Below are 14,082 nucleotides of genomic sequence, written 5' to 3'. Positions count from 1 at the left end.
GTCACCATTTTCTTAGATGTCTTTTTTTATTACTTCCTGCTCCACTGTTGCACTAGTTGCCATCCAACTTTTCAGCTGGGCAAGGATTTTTTTCTCTAATCGGGAAACCTGTACCTGCGATATACCTAATCTATTTGCAATTTCAGTTTGCGTGCAATCTGAAAAATAGCGAAGATATATGATAGACTGCTCTCTTGGCTCAAGTCTCGTTAGTACTTCTTTTAATGGGATGTAATCAAAGGGTTGCTCCGATTTTTCATCCTTCATTTGATCCATTAGTGTAATGGAATCACCCTCACTCTCATACAATTGCTCATGAAGAGAGGCAGGGTCTCTCAATGCATCGGATGCTGTAACAATTTCCTCTGTTGTCACACCAAGCACCTGAGCAAGCTCTTGAATGGTTGGTGGATGTTCGTTCTTTTTAATAAATTCATCTGTAGCATGACGGATTTTAAAATTGAGCTCACGAATAGAGCGGCTCACCTTCACCATACCATCATCCCTTAAAAAGCGCTGAATTTCTCCAATGATCATCGGTACAGCATAGGTTGAAAATTTCACATCATAGGTTAAATCAAATTTATCCACAGATTTCATGAGCCCTATGCAGCCAATCTGGAATAAATCCTCAAGCTCAACACCTCTCGTTGTAAAACGTTGAACAATGGACCACACAAGTCTCGTATTGCCTTCTACCATTCGTTTACGAGCCTCATGATCGCCCTGCTGTGCACGTGCAATTAAATCACGCATTTCCTCCTGAGACAATAGCTTATCGGACGACTGTTCTAACGGCTTCACGGGTTTAACCTCACATTACCGCTGTGCGAACTGTGTAAAATTTCTTCGTGAATGTTACAGTTGTTCCTTCTTGCCATTTTGATATAACTGTCAGCTGATCTGAGAAGCTATCCATAATCGTGAAGCCCATACCCGAACGCTCCATCATACTTTTTGTTGTAAATAATGGTTCCATTGCTCGACTAACGTCTTCAATTCCTATCCCTTTATCCATGACAGATACTGTCACAATATCATCCTCACGTTTAGCATGAACTGTCACAACACCCTTACCATCTTCTTCATAGCCATGAATAATAGCATTGGAAACTGCTTCTGAGACAACTGTTTTAAATTCTGATAGCTCATCAATAGTTGGATCTAATTGAGCAATAAAGCCTGTAACAGCTACACGCGCTAAAGCTTCATTTTCACTAATTGCCAAAAAAGTTAATGTCATTTCGTTATCCATTTACAATCCCCCTTACGCGATCAATCGCTTGTTCCTCTGTTGCATCCATCATCCACGGTCCTAAACCTGAAAATTGAAATACTTTTCGCATTGTTGGCGATGGATTCAATAATATAGTTCGCCCAGCAACTGCCTCTAACTCACGCATACGACCAAGCACTAATCCAACTCCCGAACTATCCATGAAAGATAGTCCTTCCAAGTTCCAAATGATGGTCGTCACAGTGCCTTGAAAAATTGCTGCAGAAATTTTCGCTCGAATTTGTTCAACGGCATGATGATCGAGCTCCCCAAACAAACGTATAACGACTGTCTCTCTTGTGACCATTTCTAATTGATAATGCATGAACATCGCCTCCTCCTCGTGCAATTCCACATTCAATAGATTGAATCCTTGTGGCTGACAGAACTAGTGCAAAGTCTTCCGAAATAGTGTCTAATCGACATACTTATAGCTTTTTAGGTTAAGTGCAGTATGGGATAAATCTACAATTTCTAAACGCCATCGAGCTCTAAATTTTGGCGATTCATCGAACGCACAAAAAAGCGAGAACCCTCATAAGTGAGGGCTCTCGCTAATAATCTTTATGCAATTGTATAAGCTTGCTGAATTTTATTAATTGTCTCTTCGTCAATTGGCTGATTTGAATACAAATAAGCAATCGTATCGCCATTATTAACATGATCACCTTTTTTGGCGATTAGCTGAATTCCTGCATCATAATCAAGCTTTGATTCCTTCGTTAAACGTCCAGCGCCTAGACTAACACTTGCTTCTCCAACTAATAAAGCATTAATCGTCTCCACCGTGCCCTCTGAAACCGCTGTCACTGCTACTTTATGAGCTGTGTCATTTTGAACAATATCAGAGACTACTCCTCCTTGCGCCACAATAAACTCCTCGAATTTTGCAGCTGCAGAGCCATCTGCTAGCACTCGCTTAACAGCAGCTGTCGCTTCCGATTCATTCACACCTGCCGCAATTTGGTACATCAAGGAAGAGATGACAACACATTCTTCAACCAAATCTTCATGCGTTTCTGCCATACGTCCACTTAATAGGGCATAAGCCTCCACTACCTCAAGCTTATTACCAATCATTTTCCCTAAAGGATTATCCATATCACTGATGTGTGCGATGACTTTACGGCCAAGTTTTTCTCCAATAGCCGTCATTGTATCTGCTAAACGCTGTGCTTCTTCCTGCGTCTTCATAAACGCACCTGAGCCACATTTTACATCGAGGACTATACCATCGGCACCACTTGCAATTTTTTTACTCATAATCGACGCTGCGATTAATGGAATAGAATCGACAGTACCTGTCACATCACGTAATGCATATAATTTTTTGTCGGCTGGTACTAGATTACCTGTTTGTCCAGCAACGGCAATTTTATGCTGATTGACATTATCAATGAACTCCTGTGATGAAAGCTCTGTTTTAAAGCCCTGAATGGATTCAAGTTTATCAATTGTCCCCCCAGTAATCCCTAAGCCTTTACCACTAAATTTCGCAACAGGAATTCCTAGAGCAGCAATAATTGGCGTAACAACAAGTGTAACCTTGTCACCAACCCCTCCAGTTGAGTGTTTATCAATTTTAAAGCCTTCAATAGATGTTAAATCAATGACATCGCCTGATTCGATCATTGCCTTTGTTAAATAAAATGTCTCATCATCAGACATGCCTAGTAAACGTATCGCCATTAATAAAGAACTTGCTTGATAATCTGGGATAGAGCCTGTCGTATAGCCTTCAACAAAATACTGAATTTCAGCTTGAGAAAGCTCTAATCCTTGTTTTTTCTTTTCAAACAATTGAACCATATTCATACAAAAAACCCCCTTATTTCAAATCATGTAAGAAACTTTTACCGAATGGCGGTGCTTCTACATGAAAGTTTTCTGCAACTGTTGCTGCAATATCTGCAAAGGTTTCACGAAGCGCAAGTTCCGCACCACCTTTAAAACGTGGTGAATAGACAATTAGTGGTACATATTCGCGTGTATGATCTGTCCCTGGGAAGGTTGGATCATTGCCGTGATCTGCTGTAATAATTAATAGATCGTCTTCTGACATTACCTCTAGAATTTCTGGTAGACGTGCATCAAATTCTTGTAATGCCTGTCCATAGCCTAGAGGATCACGTCGATGGCCGAAATTGGCATCAAAGTCGACTAAATTTAAGAAGCTTAGACCACGGAAGTCACGACGTACAACTTCTGCAAATTGATCCATACCATCCATATTATTTTTTGTACGTACAGCATCTGTCACACCTTCACCATTGAAAATATCTGAGATTTTTCCAATTGCAATCACATCTAATCCCGCGTCCTTCAAAACATTCATTGTTGTACGACCAAATGGCTTTAACGCATAATCATGACGATTGGATGTACGAGTAAAGTTTCCAGGCGTACCCACAAATGGTCGTGCGATGACGCGACCTACTAAATATTCAGGCTGTAATGTTAATTCACGAGCAATTTCGCAAATATTATATAACTCTTCTAGTGGAATGATTTCTTCATGAGCAGCAATTTGTAAAACAGGATCGGCTGATGTATAGACAATAATCGCACCTGTTTCCATATGCTCCTTCCCAAAATCTTCAATTACTTGTGTACCACTTGCTGGCTGATTGCATAACACTTTCCGACCTGTACGTTTCTCTAGCTCATCAATTAGCTCTGCTGGAAACCCATCTGGATACACTTTAAATGGTTTATCAATATTTAACCCCATGATTTCCCAATGGCCAGTCATCGTATCTTTACCAACTGATGCTTCTTGCATTTTACCGTAGTATGCTTTAGGGTCAGTAGTTGCATGCATTCCATGCAATGGTTCAATATTCGCTAAACCAAATGACTCCATTACTGGCATTGTAAGCCCATTCATTTTTTCAGCGATATGTCCTAGTGTATGTGCGCCAACATCCCCAAATTTAGCAGCGTCTGGCGCTTCACCAATACCTACGGAATCCATGACAACAACATGGATTTTGTTAAAAGGTTTATTCATAATGGTTGCCTCCTAATCTCATGACTCTATTTTACCAAAAAAATGCGAAAAATAAAGGTCAGACATCCGACTGAAAAATAATTTTTTCCTATTATCTTTTAAGCACGTGGATGGAATTGCTTATAGACCTCAGATAATCTTGTTTTGCTAATATGTGTATAAATCTGGGTAGTAGAAATATCTGCATGACCAAGCATCTCCTGCACCGCTCGTAAATCGGCTCCATTTTCAACCAAATGAGTGGCAAAGGAATGACGCAATGTATGTGGTGTTAATTCATGTTGGATGCCTGCCTTTAACGCATGCTCCTTCATTAATTTCCAACAACCCTGCCTTGTTAAACGTTTCCCTCTTTGATTAATAAAAAACGCATCTGTTTTGGGGTACTTTCCCTGTAATTGACTACGAGCACCATTTAAATAGGCATTTATTGCCGAAAGTGCGCTTTTGCCGAGTGGAATGATTCGCTCCTTGCCACCCTTCCCAAATACACGTACAAAGCCCATGGTTAAATGAATATCAGCTAAATCCAGTGCAATAAGTTCACTGATGCGCATACCAGACCCATATAGTAACTCCAGCATGGCAAGATCACGTATACCTTGTGGCTTACTTTTATTTGGAGCTGTTAGTAAAGCTTCAATCTCTTGGATAGATAAAATATTAGGCAACTTTTGCTCAATTGTCGGCATCTCCAAATGGACTGTCGGATCAGTTTCTGCGCGCTTTTCTCGTAGTAAAAATTGGTGGAAACTCCGAATCGATGAAATATGACGGGCAACGGTACGACTTGTCTTTCCCTGTGCCCGCAATTGCTCTAAATGGCGTAATATAGTTGTCCGTTCTACCACACTAAAATCAGACATACCTTCTGCTTCCTTTAAAAAATGTACATAGCTTTCTAAATCTCGGCGATAGGATGCTAATGTATTAACAGATAACTGCCTTTCCACCTGAATAAAATGGATATAGTCCTCTACTGCATATTGAAATTCATTCATCACAACGCCCCCTCACTGTCAATTATTCTCTATTTTAGCATGGCCTTAAGAAATGTGCTAAAGGACCCTCCATTCGACATAAACCACCAACCCTAATGGTGTCTATACTTCAATAAAAAAACAAAAAACTGCCCGATTCAATCTATACCAAAGATTAAAACAGACAGTTTTTCGTTATTTTTCTTCATTCGATTCGTCGTTTTTATCATGACAGCGCCAGCATATGCCGTGGAAAGTTAGTCGGTGATCTTTTATAATAAAGTTCCAACGTTTTTCAACAACGGCTTCCACATCTTCAAGTAAATCTTCTTGAATTTCATCAACAGCACCACATTCGATACAAACAAGATGATGGTGGAAATGGGCAGCTCCCTCTTGGCGTAAATCATAGCGCGATACGCCATCGCCAAAGTTGATTTTGTCGACAATTTTGAGCTCAGTTAATAATTCTAACGTTCTATAAACAGTAGCTAGACCAATCTCAGGTGCTTTTTCTTTTACTAAAAGATAAACATCTTCAGCACTTAGGTGGTCCTCTTCGTGCTCAAGCAAAACAGCAACTGTCGCTTCTCGCTGCGGCGTCAGCTTGTAACTAGCACTATGCAACTGTTTTTTTATACGATCAATTCGGCTCTCCATGTGACGCCCCCCTAAACTCTTTCCATTATACCAAAGGAGTAAATCCTATTACAAGATAGTGAATAGATTTCTAACATGCTTCTACTTTTTTATCTGATCACAATTTTGGTCTATTCAATCCATCATTTTAACACATAAGAAATAACAATAAACTCAGCAACTATTATGATGAAAAATGCGATAAAATTCAACAAAATTGTCCGACCAGATACTTGTTTCCCGATTTTTCGCTTTGACCAAGCGGGTACAAGTAAATTGCATAGGACTAGCAACAATATACAATAGATGAGCTGAAATGGAAACCACCAAATCGTATAAAGCCAAAAAGCCTCAAGTTTTTGTAATAAAAAAACCGAACTAAAGCCAAAAAAAGTGGCACGCATGGCTACAGTCACACGCACTAATACCTTTAAGACGCTATGTGTTGCTAGTAATAATATAAGACCTATGGAAATAGCAACAGGCAGTACTAAACGAAAAATGGATTGCCTGTCCCCATCTGCTAAACGAGGCTCTATAAATAATATAAAGGGTTCCGCTTTCGGTCCACCAATAATATGAAAGAAAATAACGCCACAAACAAAACTTACTGCAATGATGGAAGCGTGATAAAAAATAGACACCGTACGAGACATAAACATGCTCCTTTTCTATCAAGGTTTGTACAGCTTATGCTCGTCCGTCTCTATTATGCTAAAAGATTATTTTCTAAATTTGCAGCTAGCCATAGCACTGCGAATGCTGTTTTAGCATCATATATACGCTGGTCAGCCACCATTACTTGTGCTTCTTCCAACGAAACTTCTAATAGTTCGACAAATTCATCCTCATCTAAATCTGCTTTATTGTCTATTGTATATAATCCCCTCGCCACAAACAAATGAAGAACTTCATCCGCAAAGCCTGGTGATGTTGCAAATGTTTGTAAAAAAGTAAGTTGATGCGCGCCATAACCTGTTTCTTCCTCTAATTCTCGACGTGCTGTCATCACTGGCTCCTCACCTGGCTCTACCTTTCCAGCTGGAATTTCAATAATAGAACGCTCAAGCGCTTTACGATATTGTTCTACTAACACTAGTTTACCCTCGTCCGTAACAGCAATCACAGCTACGGCACCTGGATGCTTAATGATTTCACGTTTTGCAACCTGTCCATTTGGTAAAGTGACATCATCAATTTGTAGTTTTATTATTCTACCGTCATAGATCGGTGTCGTTTTCGTTGTTTTTTCCTCAAACTTTTTCATTGACGATAACCTCGCTTGTTCTTCAGATATGTTCATTGTACCATTACAAGTAGAGAAATCGAAGGAGGTCATTCGTATGAAAAAAAGACAGCTTGGTACAAGTGAATTGTTTATTTCAGAGATTAGTTTAGGGGGCATGTCTCTTTCGACAGATAAAACACAAGCAGCTGCCATTGTCGATATGGCATTAGATGCTGGCATTAACTATATAGATACAGCTGATTTATATGATTATGGTGCAAATGAAGAGATGATTGGCTCAACGTTAGGTAAGCGTCGTCATGATGTCATCCTAGCAACAAAGGTAGGTAATCGGTGGGCAGAAGGGGTAGATGGCTGGCATTGGGACGCATCACCATCCTATATAAAAGAAGCTGTCCATGCTAGCTTACGACGTTTAGGAACAGACTACATTGATGTATATCAATTACACGGTGGCACAATCGAAGATGATTGGGACGGGATAATTGACACATTTGAAGGACTGAAAAGAGAAGGGCTCATTCGTGAATATGGTATATCCTCCATTCGTCCTAATGTATTGCAGCGATTTTTACCTGCAAGCTCGGCTAGAAGCGTCATGATGCAATACAGTGCCCTCGATCGCCGCCCTGAAGAATGGTTTAACTTTATTGCGAAACAGGGTGCTTCTGTTGTAACACGTGGCACAGTGGCAAAGGGCTTATTAACAAATAGCTGGCAACAACGTCTACAACATGTTAATGGTTTTAACACCTATACTGCTGAGGAGTTAACAACAACGTTAACAGACTTAGCTTTACACTATAATAACTTGCATGCTTTGGCTATCGCTTTTAATCTAAAAGAGCCGACAATCGCTTCTACGGTCATTGGCGCAAGCTCTCAACAACAACTAGCACAAACGCTTGCTTCCTACGAGAAAATTAATTCAATAACAGATTTCAAGGTAGCTAATGAGCTAACAAAAAATGAGTACTATCAAGAACATCGATGAAAAAATGGCTAATTTTACTCATTTGTCTAGTTGTACTAGTAATCTCCTCTAGTATGACCTATGAGCAACAGAGTATACTACCAGAATTAGAAGATTTGCTCGCCAATAAACCTTTTGAAAAACAACTATCTATTTTAAAAATTCCCTATTGGGGAACCATCGTTTCAGTGGAAGAGCGAGGTTATTTTCCATTTGTAGAGTTTTTAATTCGTAAATTGACACACTTCATGGGATTTGGATGCATCGCACTTGGCCTTTACTTCGCTTGGGGAAAAAGACGTTTTGCAGCAAGTATTGCTATCGGTGGAACGGCTACAATCGCAGTGCTTGATGAGTTTCGTCAAAGCTTTACGCCAGGTCGTACAATGAGTGCTCAAGATGTGCTTGTCGATACAGCTGGAGCCATTGTTTTTGTTAGTCTCGTTGTTGCACTAAGAAAAATACTCAAAAATAAAAGACAAAAGGCTCAATTATAGCCTTTTGTCTTTTATTTTAAAGGTGGAACCGCCAAAAATAGAGGGACTTCGTTTCTTTAAACAAGACAGCCCCTGCTTTTTCCAAAACTCGATGGGAAGCCATATTTTCTTTTTCCGTGTCAGCGATAACGTATTTTGCATTTGGCTGATGGAGTAACCAGTCTTTAAGAGCTATGATTGATTCTGTCATATAGCCCTGCCCCATATAAGGAGGCAAAGTATATACCCAATCACAACTTCCCCTTGCTCATTTGGCGTACCTTTTAGCATTATGCCACCAACAGCACAATTTTTTTCTTTTAATACAAGTAACCAATTCGTATGCCATAGATAATTTGGCTCATCTTCTAATACTTTGCAAAGTCTAAAATACAGGGCTTGTTTAAGCTCGCAATCTAAACTCCCTACACCTTTACTTAATGACAACTCCGCCGCCATTTGCTCCTCATGCTCTATTAGTAAATTAAGATACTTAGCGTTTAAAGGAATTAATCTTATTCTTTCTGTTTGTAATTCTACCATGTTGGTCTCCTAACATAATTTAATTGATACTAAACTACAATTAGGTATATGTTATTGGCAGCGTCTCCCGTTCGTTTAAATTCAAAGACCTCTCCCTCTATATCGACCACAGCCATATAAATTTTATGCTGTAAAATACAAAACAGTGAACCCACTTATGTGAATTCACTGTTCTCTCTTAATATTTAGTACCTTTATCGCCGTATTCGTTTAATAGTTCTTCAAACGATTTGTTTTTTTCTCGTTGTTTACGTTCAAAAGCTAGTTTTGCCTGACGCTCTTCTTCTGCCGCCTGCTCTTTAGCAGTTAAATCTTGCTTCGCTGCTTTTAATTTTGCTAGCACATCGCCACCTAGCTGATCTGCTAATGTGACGGCCTCTTGCTTAGGTAGACTAGCTGTTACGCTATTGTCAGTATGCTGTTGCTGTTTTCGTTTCTTTCCCATTTCTATTCACCTTCTTATTGACATCAAGGGCGCTTCACAACTGTTGCTACGCCTTGTCCACCACCGATACATAATGTGGCTAAGCCCGTTTTCACATCACGCTTTTCCATCTCATGTAATAGCGTTACCAAAATCCGAGCACCACTTGCACCGATTGGGTGACCAAGAGCAATAGCACCCCCGTTAACATTTAGTTTATCATGATTAAAGCTTAATTCACGATCTACAGCAATTGATTGTGCTGCAAATGCTTCATTTGCTTCAATTAAATCGATATCGTTTAAAGTAATCTCAGCTTTTGTCAGCGCTTTTTGTACTGCTTTTACAGGACCTGTACCCATAATTGCAGGATCTACACCAGCACTAGCATTCGCTGTAATGATCGCCATTGGTTGAATGCCTAGCTCTTGTGCTTTTTCCTTTGACATCACCACTACCGCTGCCGCACCATCATTAATTCCAGACGCGTTCGCTGCTGTGACAGAGCCATCCTTTTTAAATGCTGGTCGTAGCTTACCTAATGATTCTGCTGTCACACCTGCTCGTGGAAATTCATCTTTATTGAAAAGCAGTGGCTCTCCCTTGCGCTGTGGAATCTCAACAGCAACGATTTCATTTTCAAACTTGCCCGCTGCAATTGCTGCCTCTGCGCGTTGCTGAGAACGAGCTGCAAAAGCATCCTGCTCTTCTCGAGAAATTTGATACATATCACATAAATTTTCAGCTGTAATGCCCATATGATAATCGTTAAAAGCACACCATAGGCCATCCTGAATCATTGTATCTACTACCTTTTGGTCGCCCATTCGGAAGCCTTCTCGTGCATTTTTTAAGACATATGGAGCCTGGCTCATATTTTCAAATCCACCTGCAACAACAATCTCTGCATCTCCCGCTAAAATCGCCTGTGTTGCTAAATGAACAGCCTTTAAACCTGATCCACATACTTTATTAATTGTTAAAGTTGATACCTCTTGAGGTAACCCCGCTTTAATTGCCGCTTGACGCGCTGGATTTTGTCCAAGTCCTGCCGATAAAACATTCCCCATAATAACCTCATCGACATGTTCACCTGCTACGCCAGCACGCACTAATGCCTCTTTAATGACAATGCTACCTAACGTTGTCGCTGGTACGTCTTTTAATGTCCCCTGAAATGAGCCAATTGCTGTACGCACCGCACTCACGATTACTACCTCGTTTGTCATAATCATTCTCCCCTTTTCCCCGTTCAAGAATCAACACTGCATGCATATGCTACTAGCAGATATGTATATTTTAACAAATATTTTGACGATTTTCGATAATAGAAATAATCGCAGTTTTGCCAAAGATATTGTAAAATGTTGACGTGTTTTAAACAATCTTAGTTGGGAACATTACAAATAAGAAACAGCATGTGGAGGTGTTTTATGATGAAAAAGAAGATGCTTTTATTCTCTGGTATTACAACAACGCTAGCCGCCGCTGCAACAGGTCTGTTCGGCTTCGCGCTTTCCAATAAATTAATGTATATCCAACAAAAAGACCCTGAATTTATACGGGAACGAGAAACGACCGCAAAGCGCTTTGATGAAGCTTGGTACAATAAAAACTTGAAATGTGAACTGAATATTGATTCTCCAAATGGCTATACAATTCGAGGCATTATGTTTCAGCCATTGCAAACAAATAACACGATCATCATTTGCCACGGTGTTACCGAAAATAAAATAAATTCCGTGAAATATGCTCGCCTTTTTGAAAGACTTGGCTATAATTCTGTTATATTTGACCACCGTCGCCATGGTGAATCTGGAGGCAAGACAACAAGCTATGGCTACTATGAGAAAAACGATCTTGATGCCGTGGTGAAAACAGTAAAAGCCATGATTGGAGAGGATGCTATACTTGGCATTCACGGTGAATCGATGGGTGCTGCAACCATGCTCCTCTATGCAGGAACAGTCGAGGATGGCGCTGATTTTTATATCTCAGATTGCGCGTTCTCGGACTTTTCTATGTTACTCAAACAAATTGCGAAAACTGAATTTAAATATGGCTCCATTATTCCTATTCGTTTTGCTGACTTTTTTGTTCGTCTTAGAGATGGTTACTCATTTAAAAGTGTAACACCTGCCGAAGCCGTCACACATATTGAAAAACCTGTGCTCTTTATCCATAGTATTCCCGATACGTTTATTCCAGCTTCCATGTCACTCGATCTCTACAATAAAAAAACCGGTCCAAAAAAATTAAAACTTTTTGATACGGGGGCACATGCACAATCCTTTAATGAAAATATGGATGAATATGAGGATTTAATTCATGATTTTTTAGACAATTTTATTTATCAAAAAATCAATCGGGATTCTTCTTCTTCCAATGTCATTCCATTCCATTTTTAGGGCAATGAAAAACCTTGCGTCATTTTACTCGCAAGGTTTTTATTTTATTTAATCTTCAAAAATAATATGCCATTCATCACGTTTCGCTAAAAACTCTTTCGCTAATGCTTGGGCCCCTTCTAAACTATGGCTAGCAGCCCAGCCACATTGCACTTCATTGCAGGCAGGCACTGCGGTTGCCTTTGTCACATCTGTAAATGTGTTCTCTAAAATAGCTAATAAATCCTCATAATCATTATGATTGATCAAGGACACATAGAAGCCTGTTTGACAACCCATTGGACTGAAATCAACAATATGATCAGAGTAATTACGGATAATGTCAGCAGATAAATGCTCTAAAGAATGTAATGCAGGCATTTCCATATGCTCCTTATTTGGCTGTTTAAAGCGAATATCGTATTTATATACCTCATCGCCATTTTTGCCAGTTTTCACACCTGCTAAACGAACATAAGGTGCCTTCACTTTTGTATGATCTAAATCAAAACTTTCTACATTTGTTTTTTCTTTTTGCAATATACACAACTCCCTTCCGTATAGTAACTCCATTATACATAGTTTCCCGATAGAGTTGTATGATTTTTAAGAATTATTTAAATACTATTAAAAATAAAAAAACAACTAGTTAAGCTTGAACTAGTTGCTCGGAACATTCCAAATTACTTCTGGAATTTATTCATTTGCGCCATCATTTGACGTACTTGCTTTTCAGACGGCGTACGACCCATTTGCGCCATCATCATACGAATCATTTGCTCATTAATAGGTGGGTTTTCTTTCAAATATTTCATCATAGCTTGACGAGCGAAATAGAAACCAAGTGCTGCGCCCGCTGCTAATGCGATAATTACGATAATAATCCAGCCCCATGTAGGCATACAACCAACCTCCTCCACTACAATATACCGAGAAAAACTCTCCACGCTCCATTATACACCAAATAATAGCGTGTTACTATATATTGTAGTGAATTTTCCTAGTGCATTGTATACTTCATCGGCTTTAACCACCCACACTCATTATCCTGTTTATTAAAAGCAATAAAACGTTCACTCATTTTAGCAAGCATTTGAAATAAATCTAAATCTAGCATTCGCGAACCTTCGCAATAAACACAAATTTTACGATCTACTAAATAAATAGCCATTTTACCTTTGATCGGATGTTCTAAAAACAAAGCATTACGAGCTCTTTCTAGGTGTGCATATTTGGAATCAAGTTGATGCTCTAACATGGCTGCAATCTCCTCAAAACGAACGGATTCACATATATACGCAAGCTCTTTTAAGGATTTCTCATTGGCATCTTCACAACCTTGCATCATCTCTAACAACTTACGCTCTCTGCCAAAAATAAACGTTAAATGCTCTTCTTTTATCTTATATATAGAATAGGTTCTCACCAGAAATCCTCCTTCGCTCAGTTTCTTTTTCATAAGTATAGCTCATTCAATCTTGTTTATTTGTCAAACGAAGGAGGGATCTCTCTTCTATTTTTGTCGAAAAAATTCTAGTTTCGGGTCTATAAATGACTTTATGACAAATGGTATTTTCAACCAAAAATAATTAATATTTTTCCAAAAACAAGAAAAAAGCTTGTTAAACATGGCCAAAAACCTTCTATTATGGCTGCTTAGATGGATCTCAGCCTCAAGACCTAGTTCAAAATCAATTTCGAGTCCGTTTTAGACAATCTTGTAAATAGGTAACATAAAGGTACAAACGAAAGGAGCTAAAACAAATGAAAAAATTTCTTTTATTAACTGGAGGCGTCATTGCAGCATGTGTTGCACTAGCGTTAATTGGACCACTGGCGGGGTTATTATTTTCTGGATTATTTGTAGCACTGGGCATGCACTTCTACATTGCTAGTAAGTCATCTTTCGGTAAAATTTTCTGGTTTACAGTTGGTTTAATCGGTGTCCTATCAGCAGTGTCTAACATTCCAGCAATGGTAGGACTTGCTGCAATCGCCATTATCTATGTTATCTATAAAAAATGGAATGGCGAAGATGTAAAAATCCCTACAATTGAAGGAAAAAAAGAAGAAGATCCGTTTACAAACTTTGAAAAAGAATGGTCAAATTTAACAAAATAAAAGG

20 protein-coding genes are annotated in these 14,082 nt (G+C 39.2%); 4 read left to right on the top strand and 16 right to left on the bottom strand.

Annotated features, from left to right (window positions below; translation table 11 throughout):
- Nucleotides 1–12: 12 nt before the first annotated feature.
- The 9 genes from sigF to NYE73_RS06020 all read right to left on the bottom strand — a co-directional run bounded on the left by sigF (nt 13) and on the right by NYE73_RS06020 (nt 7,172).
- Nucleotides 13–804: an RNA polymerase sporulation sigma factor SigF gene (gene sigF, locus NYE73_RS06060; protein ID WP_009370709.1), complete on the bottom strand. Its 792-nt coding sequence runs from the start codon at nt 802–804 to the stop codon at nt 13–15.
- 10 nt (nt 805–814) lie between these two features.
- Nucleotides 815–1,255 carry an anti-sigma F factor gene (gene spoIIAB / locus NYE73_RS06055; protein ID WP_048391296.1) on the bottom strand — a complete coding sequence of 147 codons (441 nt, stop codon included), beginning with the start codon at nt 1,253–1,255 and terminating at the stop codon, nt 815–817.
- The gene (spoIIAA, locus tag NYE73_RS06050) at nt 1,248–1,601 is read right to left on the bottom strand and encodes an anti-sigma F factor antagonist (protein WP_004232181.1); all 354 of its coding nucleotides are present in this window, start codon (nt 1,599–1,601) and stop codon (nt 1,248–1,250) included. Before spoIIAA ends, spoIIAB begins: the two co-directional genes overlap by 8 nt.
- A 239-nt stretch (nt 1,602–1,840) precedes the next feature.
- Complete coding sequence (locus NYE73_RS06045; RefSeq protein WP_054550603.1) at nt 1,841–3,091, bottom strand: thymidine phosphorylase; 1,251 nt, start codon at nt 3,089–3,091, stop codon at nt 1,841–1,843.
- A gap of 13 nt (nt 3,092–3,104) precedes the next feature.
- Nucleotides 3,105–4,286 (bottom strand): phosphopentomutase, encoded by a 1,182-nt coding sequence (gene deoB / locus NYE73_RS06040; protein ID WP_259950932.1) that lies wholly within the window; start codon nt 4,284–4,286, stop codon nt 3,105–3,107.
- 98 nt (nt 4,287–4,384) lie between these two features.
- Nucleotides 4,385–5,287 carry a site-specific tyrosine recombinase XerD gene (xerD, locus tag NYE73_RS06035; RefSeq protein ID WP_112117567.1) on the bottom strand — a complete coding sequence of 301 codons (903 nt, stop codon included), beginning with the start codon at nt 5,285–5,287 and terminating at the stop codon, nt 4,385–4,387.
- Nucleotides 5,288–5,461: 174 nt separating this feature from the next.
- Nucleotides 5,462–5,926, bottom strand: a complete 465-nt coding sequence (fur, locus tag NYE73_RS06030) for a ferric iron uptake transcriptional regulator (RefSeq protein WP_004232171.1) — start codon at nt 5,924–5,926, stop codon at nt 5,462–5,464.
- Nucleotides 5,927–6,048: 122 nt separating this feature from the next.
- Nucleotides 6,049–6,561, bottom strand: coding sequence for a hypothetical protein (locus tag NYE73_RS06025; protein WP_004232169.1), 513 nt, complete (start codon nt 6,559–6,561; stop codon nt 6,049–6,051).
- A 53-nt stretch (nt 6,562–6,614) separates the two neighbouring features.
- Nucleotides 6,615–7,172, bottom strand: coding sequence for an NUDIX domain-containing protein (locus tag NYE73_RS06020; protein ID WP_259950931.1), 558 nt, complete (start codon nt 7,170–7,172; stop codon nt 6,615–6,617).
- Nucleotides 7,173–7,248: 76 nt separating this feature from the next.
- Between NYE73_RS06020 and NYE73_RS06015 the strand changes: the two genes are divergently transcribed.
- Both NYE73_RS06015 and NYE73_RS06010 read left to right on the top strand, forming a co-directional pair.
- Nucleotides 7,249–8,148: an aldo/keto reductase gene (locus NYE73_RS06015; RefSeq protein ID WP_259950930.1), complete on the top strand. Its 900-nt coding sequence runs from the start codon at nt 7,249–7,251 to the stop codon at nt 8,146–8,148.
- Entirely contained in the window at nt 8,145–8,624 is a 480-nt protein-coding gene (locus NYE73_RS06010) for a VanZ family protein (RefSeq protein WP_066036598.1), read from the top strand. The genes NYE73_RS06015 and NYE73_RS06010 overlap by 4 nt, the downstream gene beginning before the upstream one ends.
- Before the next feature lie 16 nt (nt 8,625–8,640).
- On the opposite strand, the gene NYE73_RS06005 is transcribed toward NYE73_RS06010, so the two are convergent.
- From NYE73_RS06005 to NYE73_RS05990, 4 genes are all read right to left on the bottom strand, one after another.
- On the bottom strand, nt 8,641–8,814 hold the full coding sequence (locus tag NYE73_RS06005) for a GNAT family N-acetyltransferase (RefSeq protein ID WP_259950929.1): 174 nt from the start codon (nt 8,812–8,814) through the stop codon (nt 8,641–8,643).
- Nucleotides 8,811–9,146 (bottom strand): hypothetical protein, encoded by a 336-nt coding sequence (locus NYE73_RS06000; protein ID WP_259950928.1) that lies wholly within the window; start codon nt 9,144–9,146, stop codon nt 8,811–8,813. Before NYE73_RS06000 ends, NYE73_RS06005 begins: the two co-directional genes overlap by 4 nt.
- Before the next feature lie 178 nt (nt 9,147–9,324).
- On the bottom strand, nt 9,325–9,591 hold the full coding sequence (locus NYE73_RS05995) for a YqkE family protein (RefSeq protein ID WP_036080173.1): 267 nt from the start codon (nt 9,589–9,591) through the stop codon (nt 9,325–9,327).
- A gap of 23 nt (nt 9,592–9,614) precedes the next feature.
- Entirely contained in the window at nt 9,615–10,799 is a 1,185-nt protein-coding gene (locus NYE73_RS05990; protein ID WP_259950927.1) for an acetyl-CoA C-acetyltransferase, read from the bottom strand.
- 207 nt (nt 10,800–11,006) lie between these two features.
- Here NYE73_RS05990 and NYE73_RS05985 point away from each other — a divergent pair, with 207 nt between their 5' ends.
- The gene (locus tag NYE73_RS05985; RefSeq protein WP_036080551.1) at nt 11,007–11,978 is read left to right on the top strand and encodes an alpha/beta hydrolase; all 972 of its coding nucleotides are present in this window, start codon (nt 11,007–11,009) and stop codon (nt 11,976–11,978) included.
- Nucleotides 11,979–12,026: 48 nt separating this feature from the next.
- On the opposite strand, the gene NYE73_RS05980 is transcribed toward NYE73_RS05985, so the two are convergent.
- From NYE73_RS05980 to sirA, 3 genes are all read right to left on the bottom strand, one after another.
- Entirely contained in the window at nt 12,027–12,530 is a 504-nt protein-coding gene (locus NYE73_RS05980) for an S-ribosylhomocysteine lyase (RefSeq protein ID WP_048391314.1), read from the bottom strand.
- A gap of 110 nt (nt 12,531–12,640) precedes the next feature.
- Nucleotides 12,641–12,859, bottom strand: coding sequence for a YneF family protein (locus NYE73_RS05975; RefSeq protein WP_004232154.1), 219 nt, complete (start codon nt 12,857–12,859; stop codon nt 12,641–12,643).
- Between the two features lie 98 nt (nt 12,860–12,957).
- The gene (gene sirA / locus NYE73_RS05970) at nt 12,958–13,383 is read right to left on the bottom strand and encodes a sporulation inhibitor of replication protein SirA (RefSeq protein WP_004232148.1); all 426 of its coding nucleotides are present in this window, start codon (nt 13,381–13,383) and stop codon (nt 12,958–12,960) included.
- A 338-nt stretch (nt 13,384–13,721) separates the two neighbouring features.
- Between sirA and NYE73_RS05965 the strand changes: the two genes are divergently transcribed.
- Nucleotides 13,722–14,078 carry a lmo0954 family membrane protein gene (locus tag NYE73_RS05965; RefSeq protein ID WP_048391315.1) on the top strand — a complete coding sequence of 119 codons (357 nt, stop codon included), beginning with the start codon at nt 13,722–13,724 and terminating at the stop codon, nt 14,076–14,078.
- Nucleotides 14,079–14,082: the final 4 nt, after the last annotated feature.

Origin of the sequence: Lysinibacillus sp. FSL K6-0102, assembly GCF_038003545.1 — a bacterium.
In the GTDB taxonomy this organism is placed as follows: domain Bacteria; phylum Bacillota; class Bacilli; order Bacillales_A; family Planococcaceae; genus Lysinibacillus; species Lysinibacillus capsici.
Note: the sequence above shows the minus strand (reverse complement) of the source record. Positions and strands in the feature narration are given on the sequence as shown.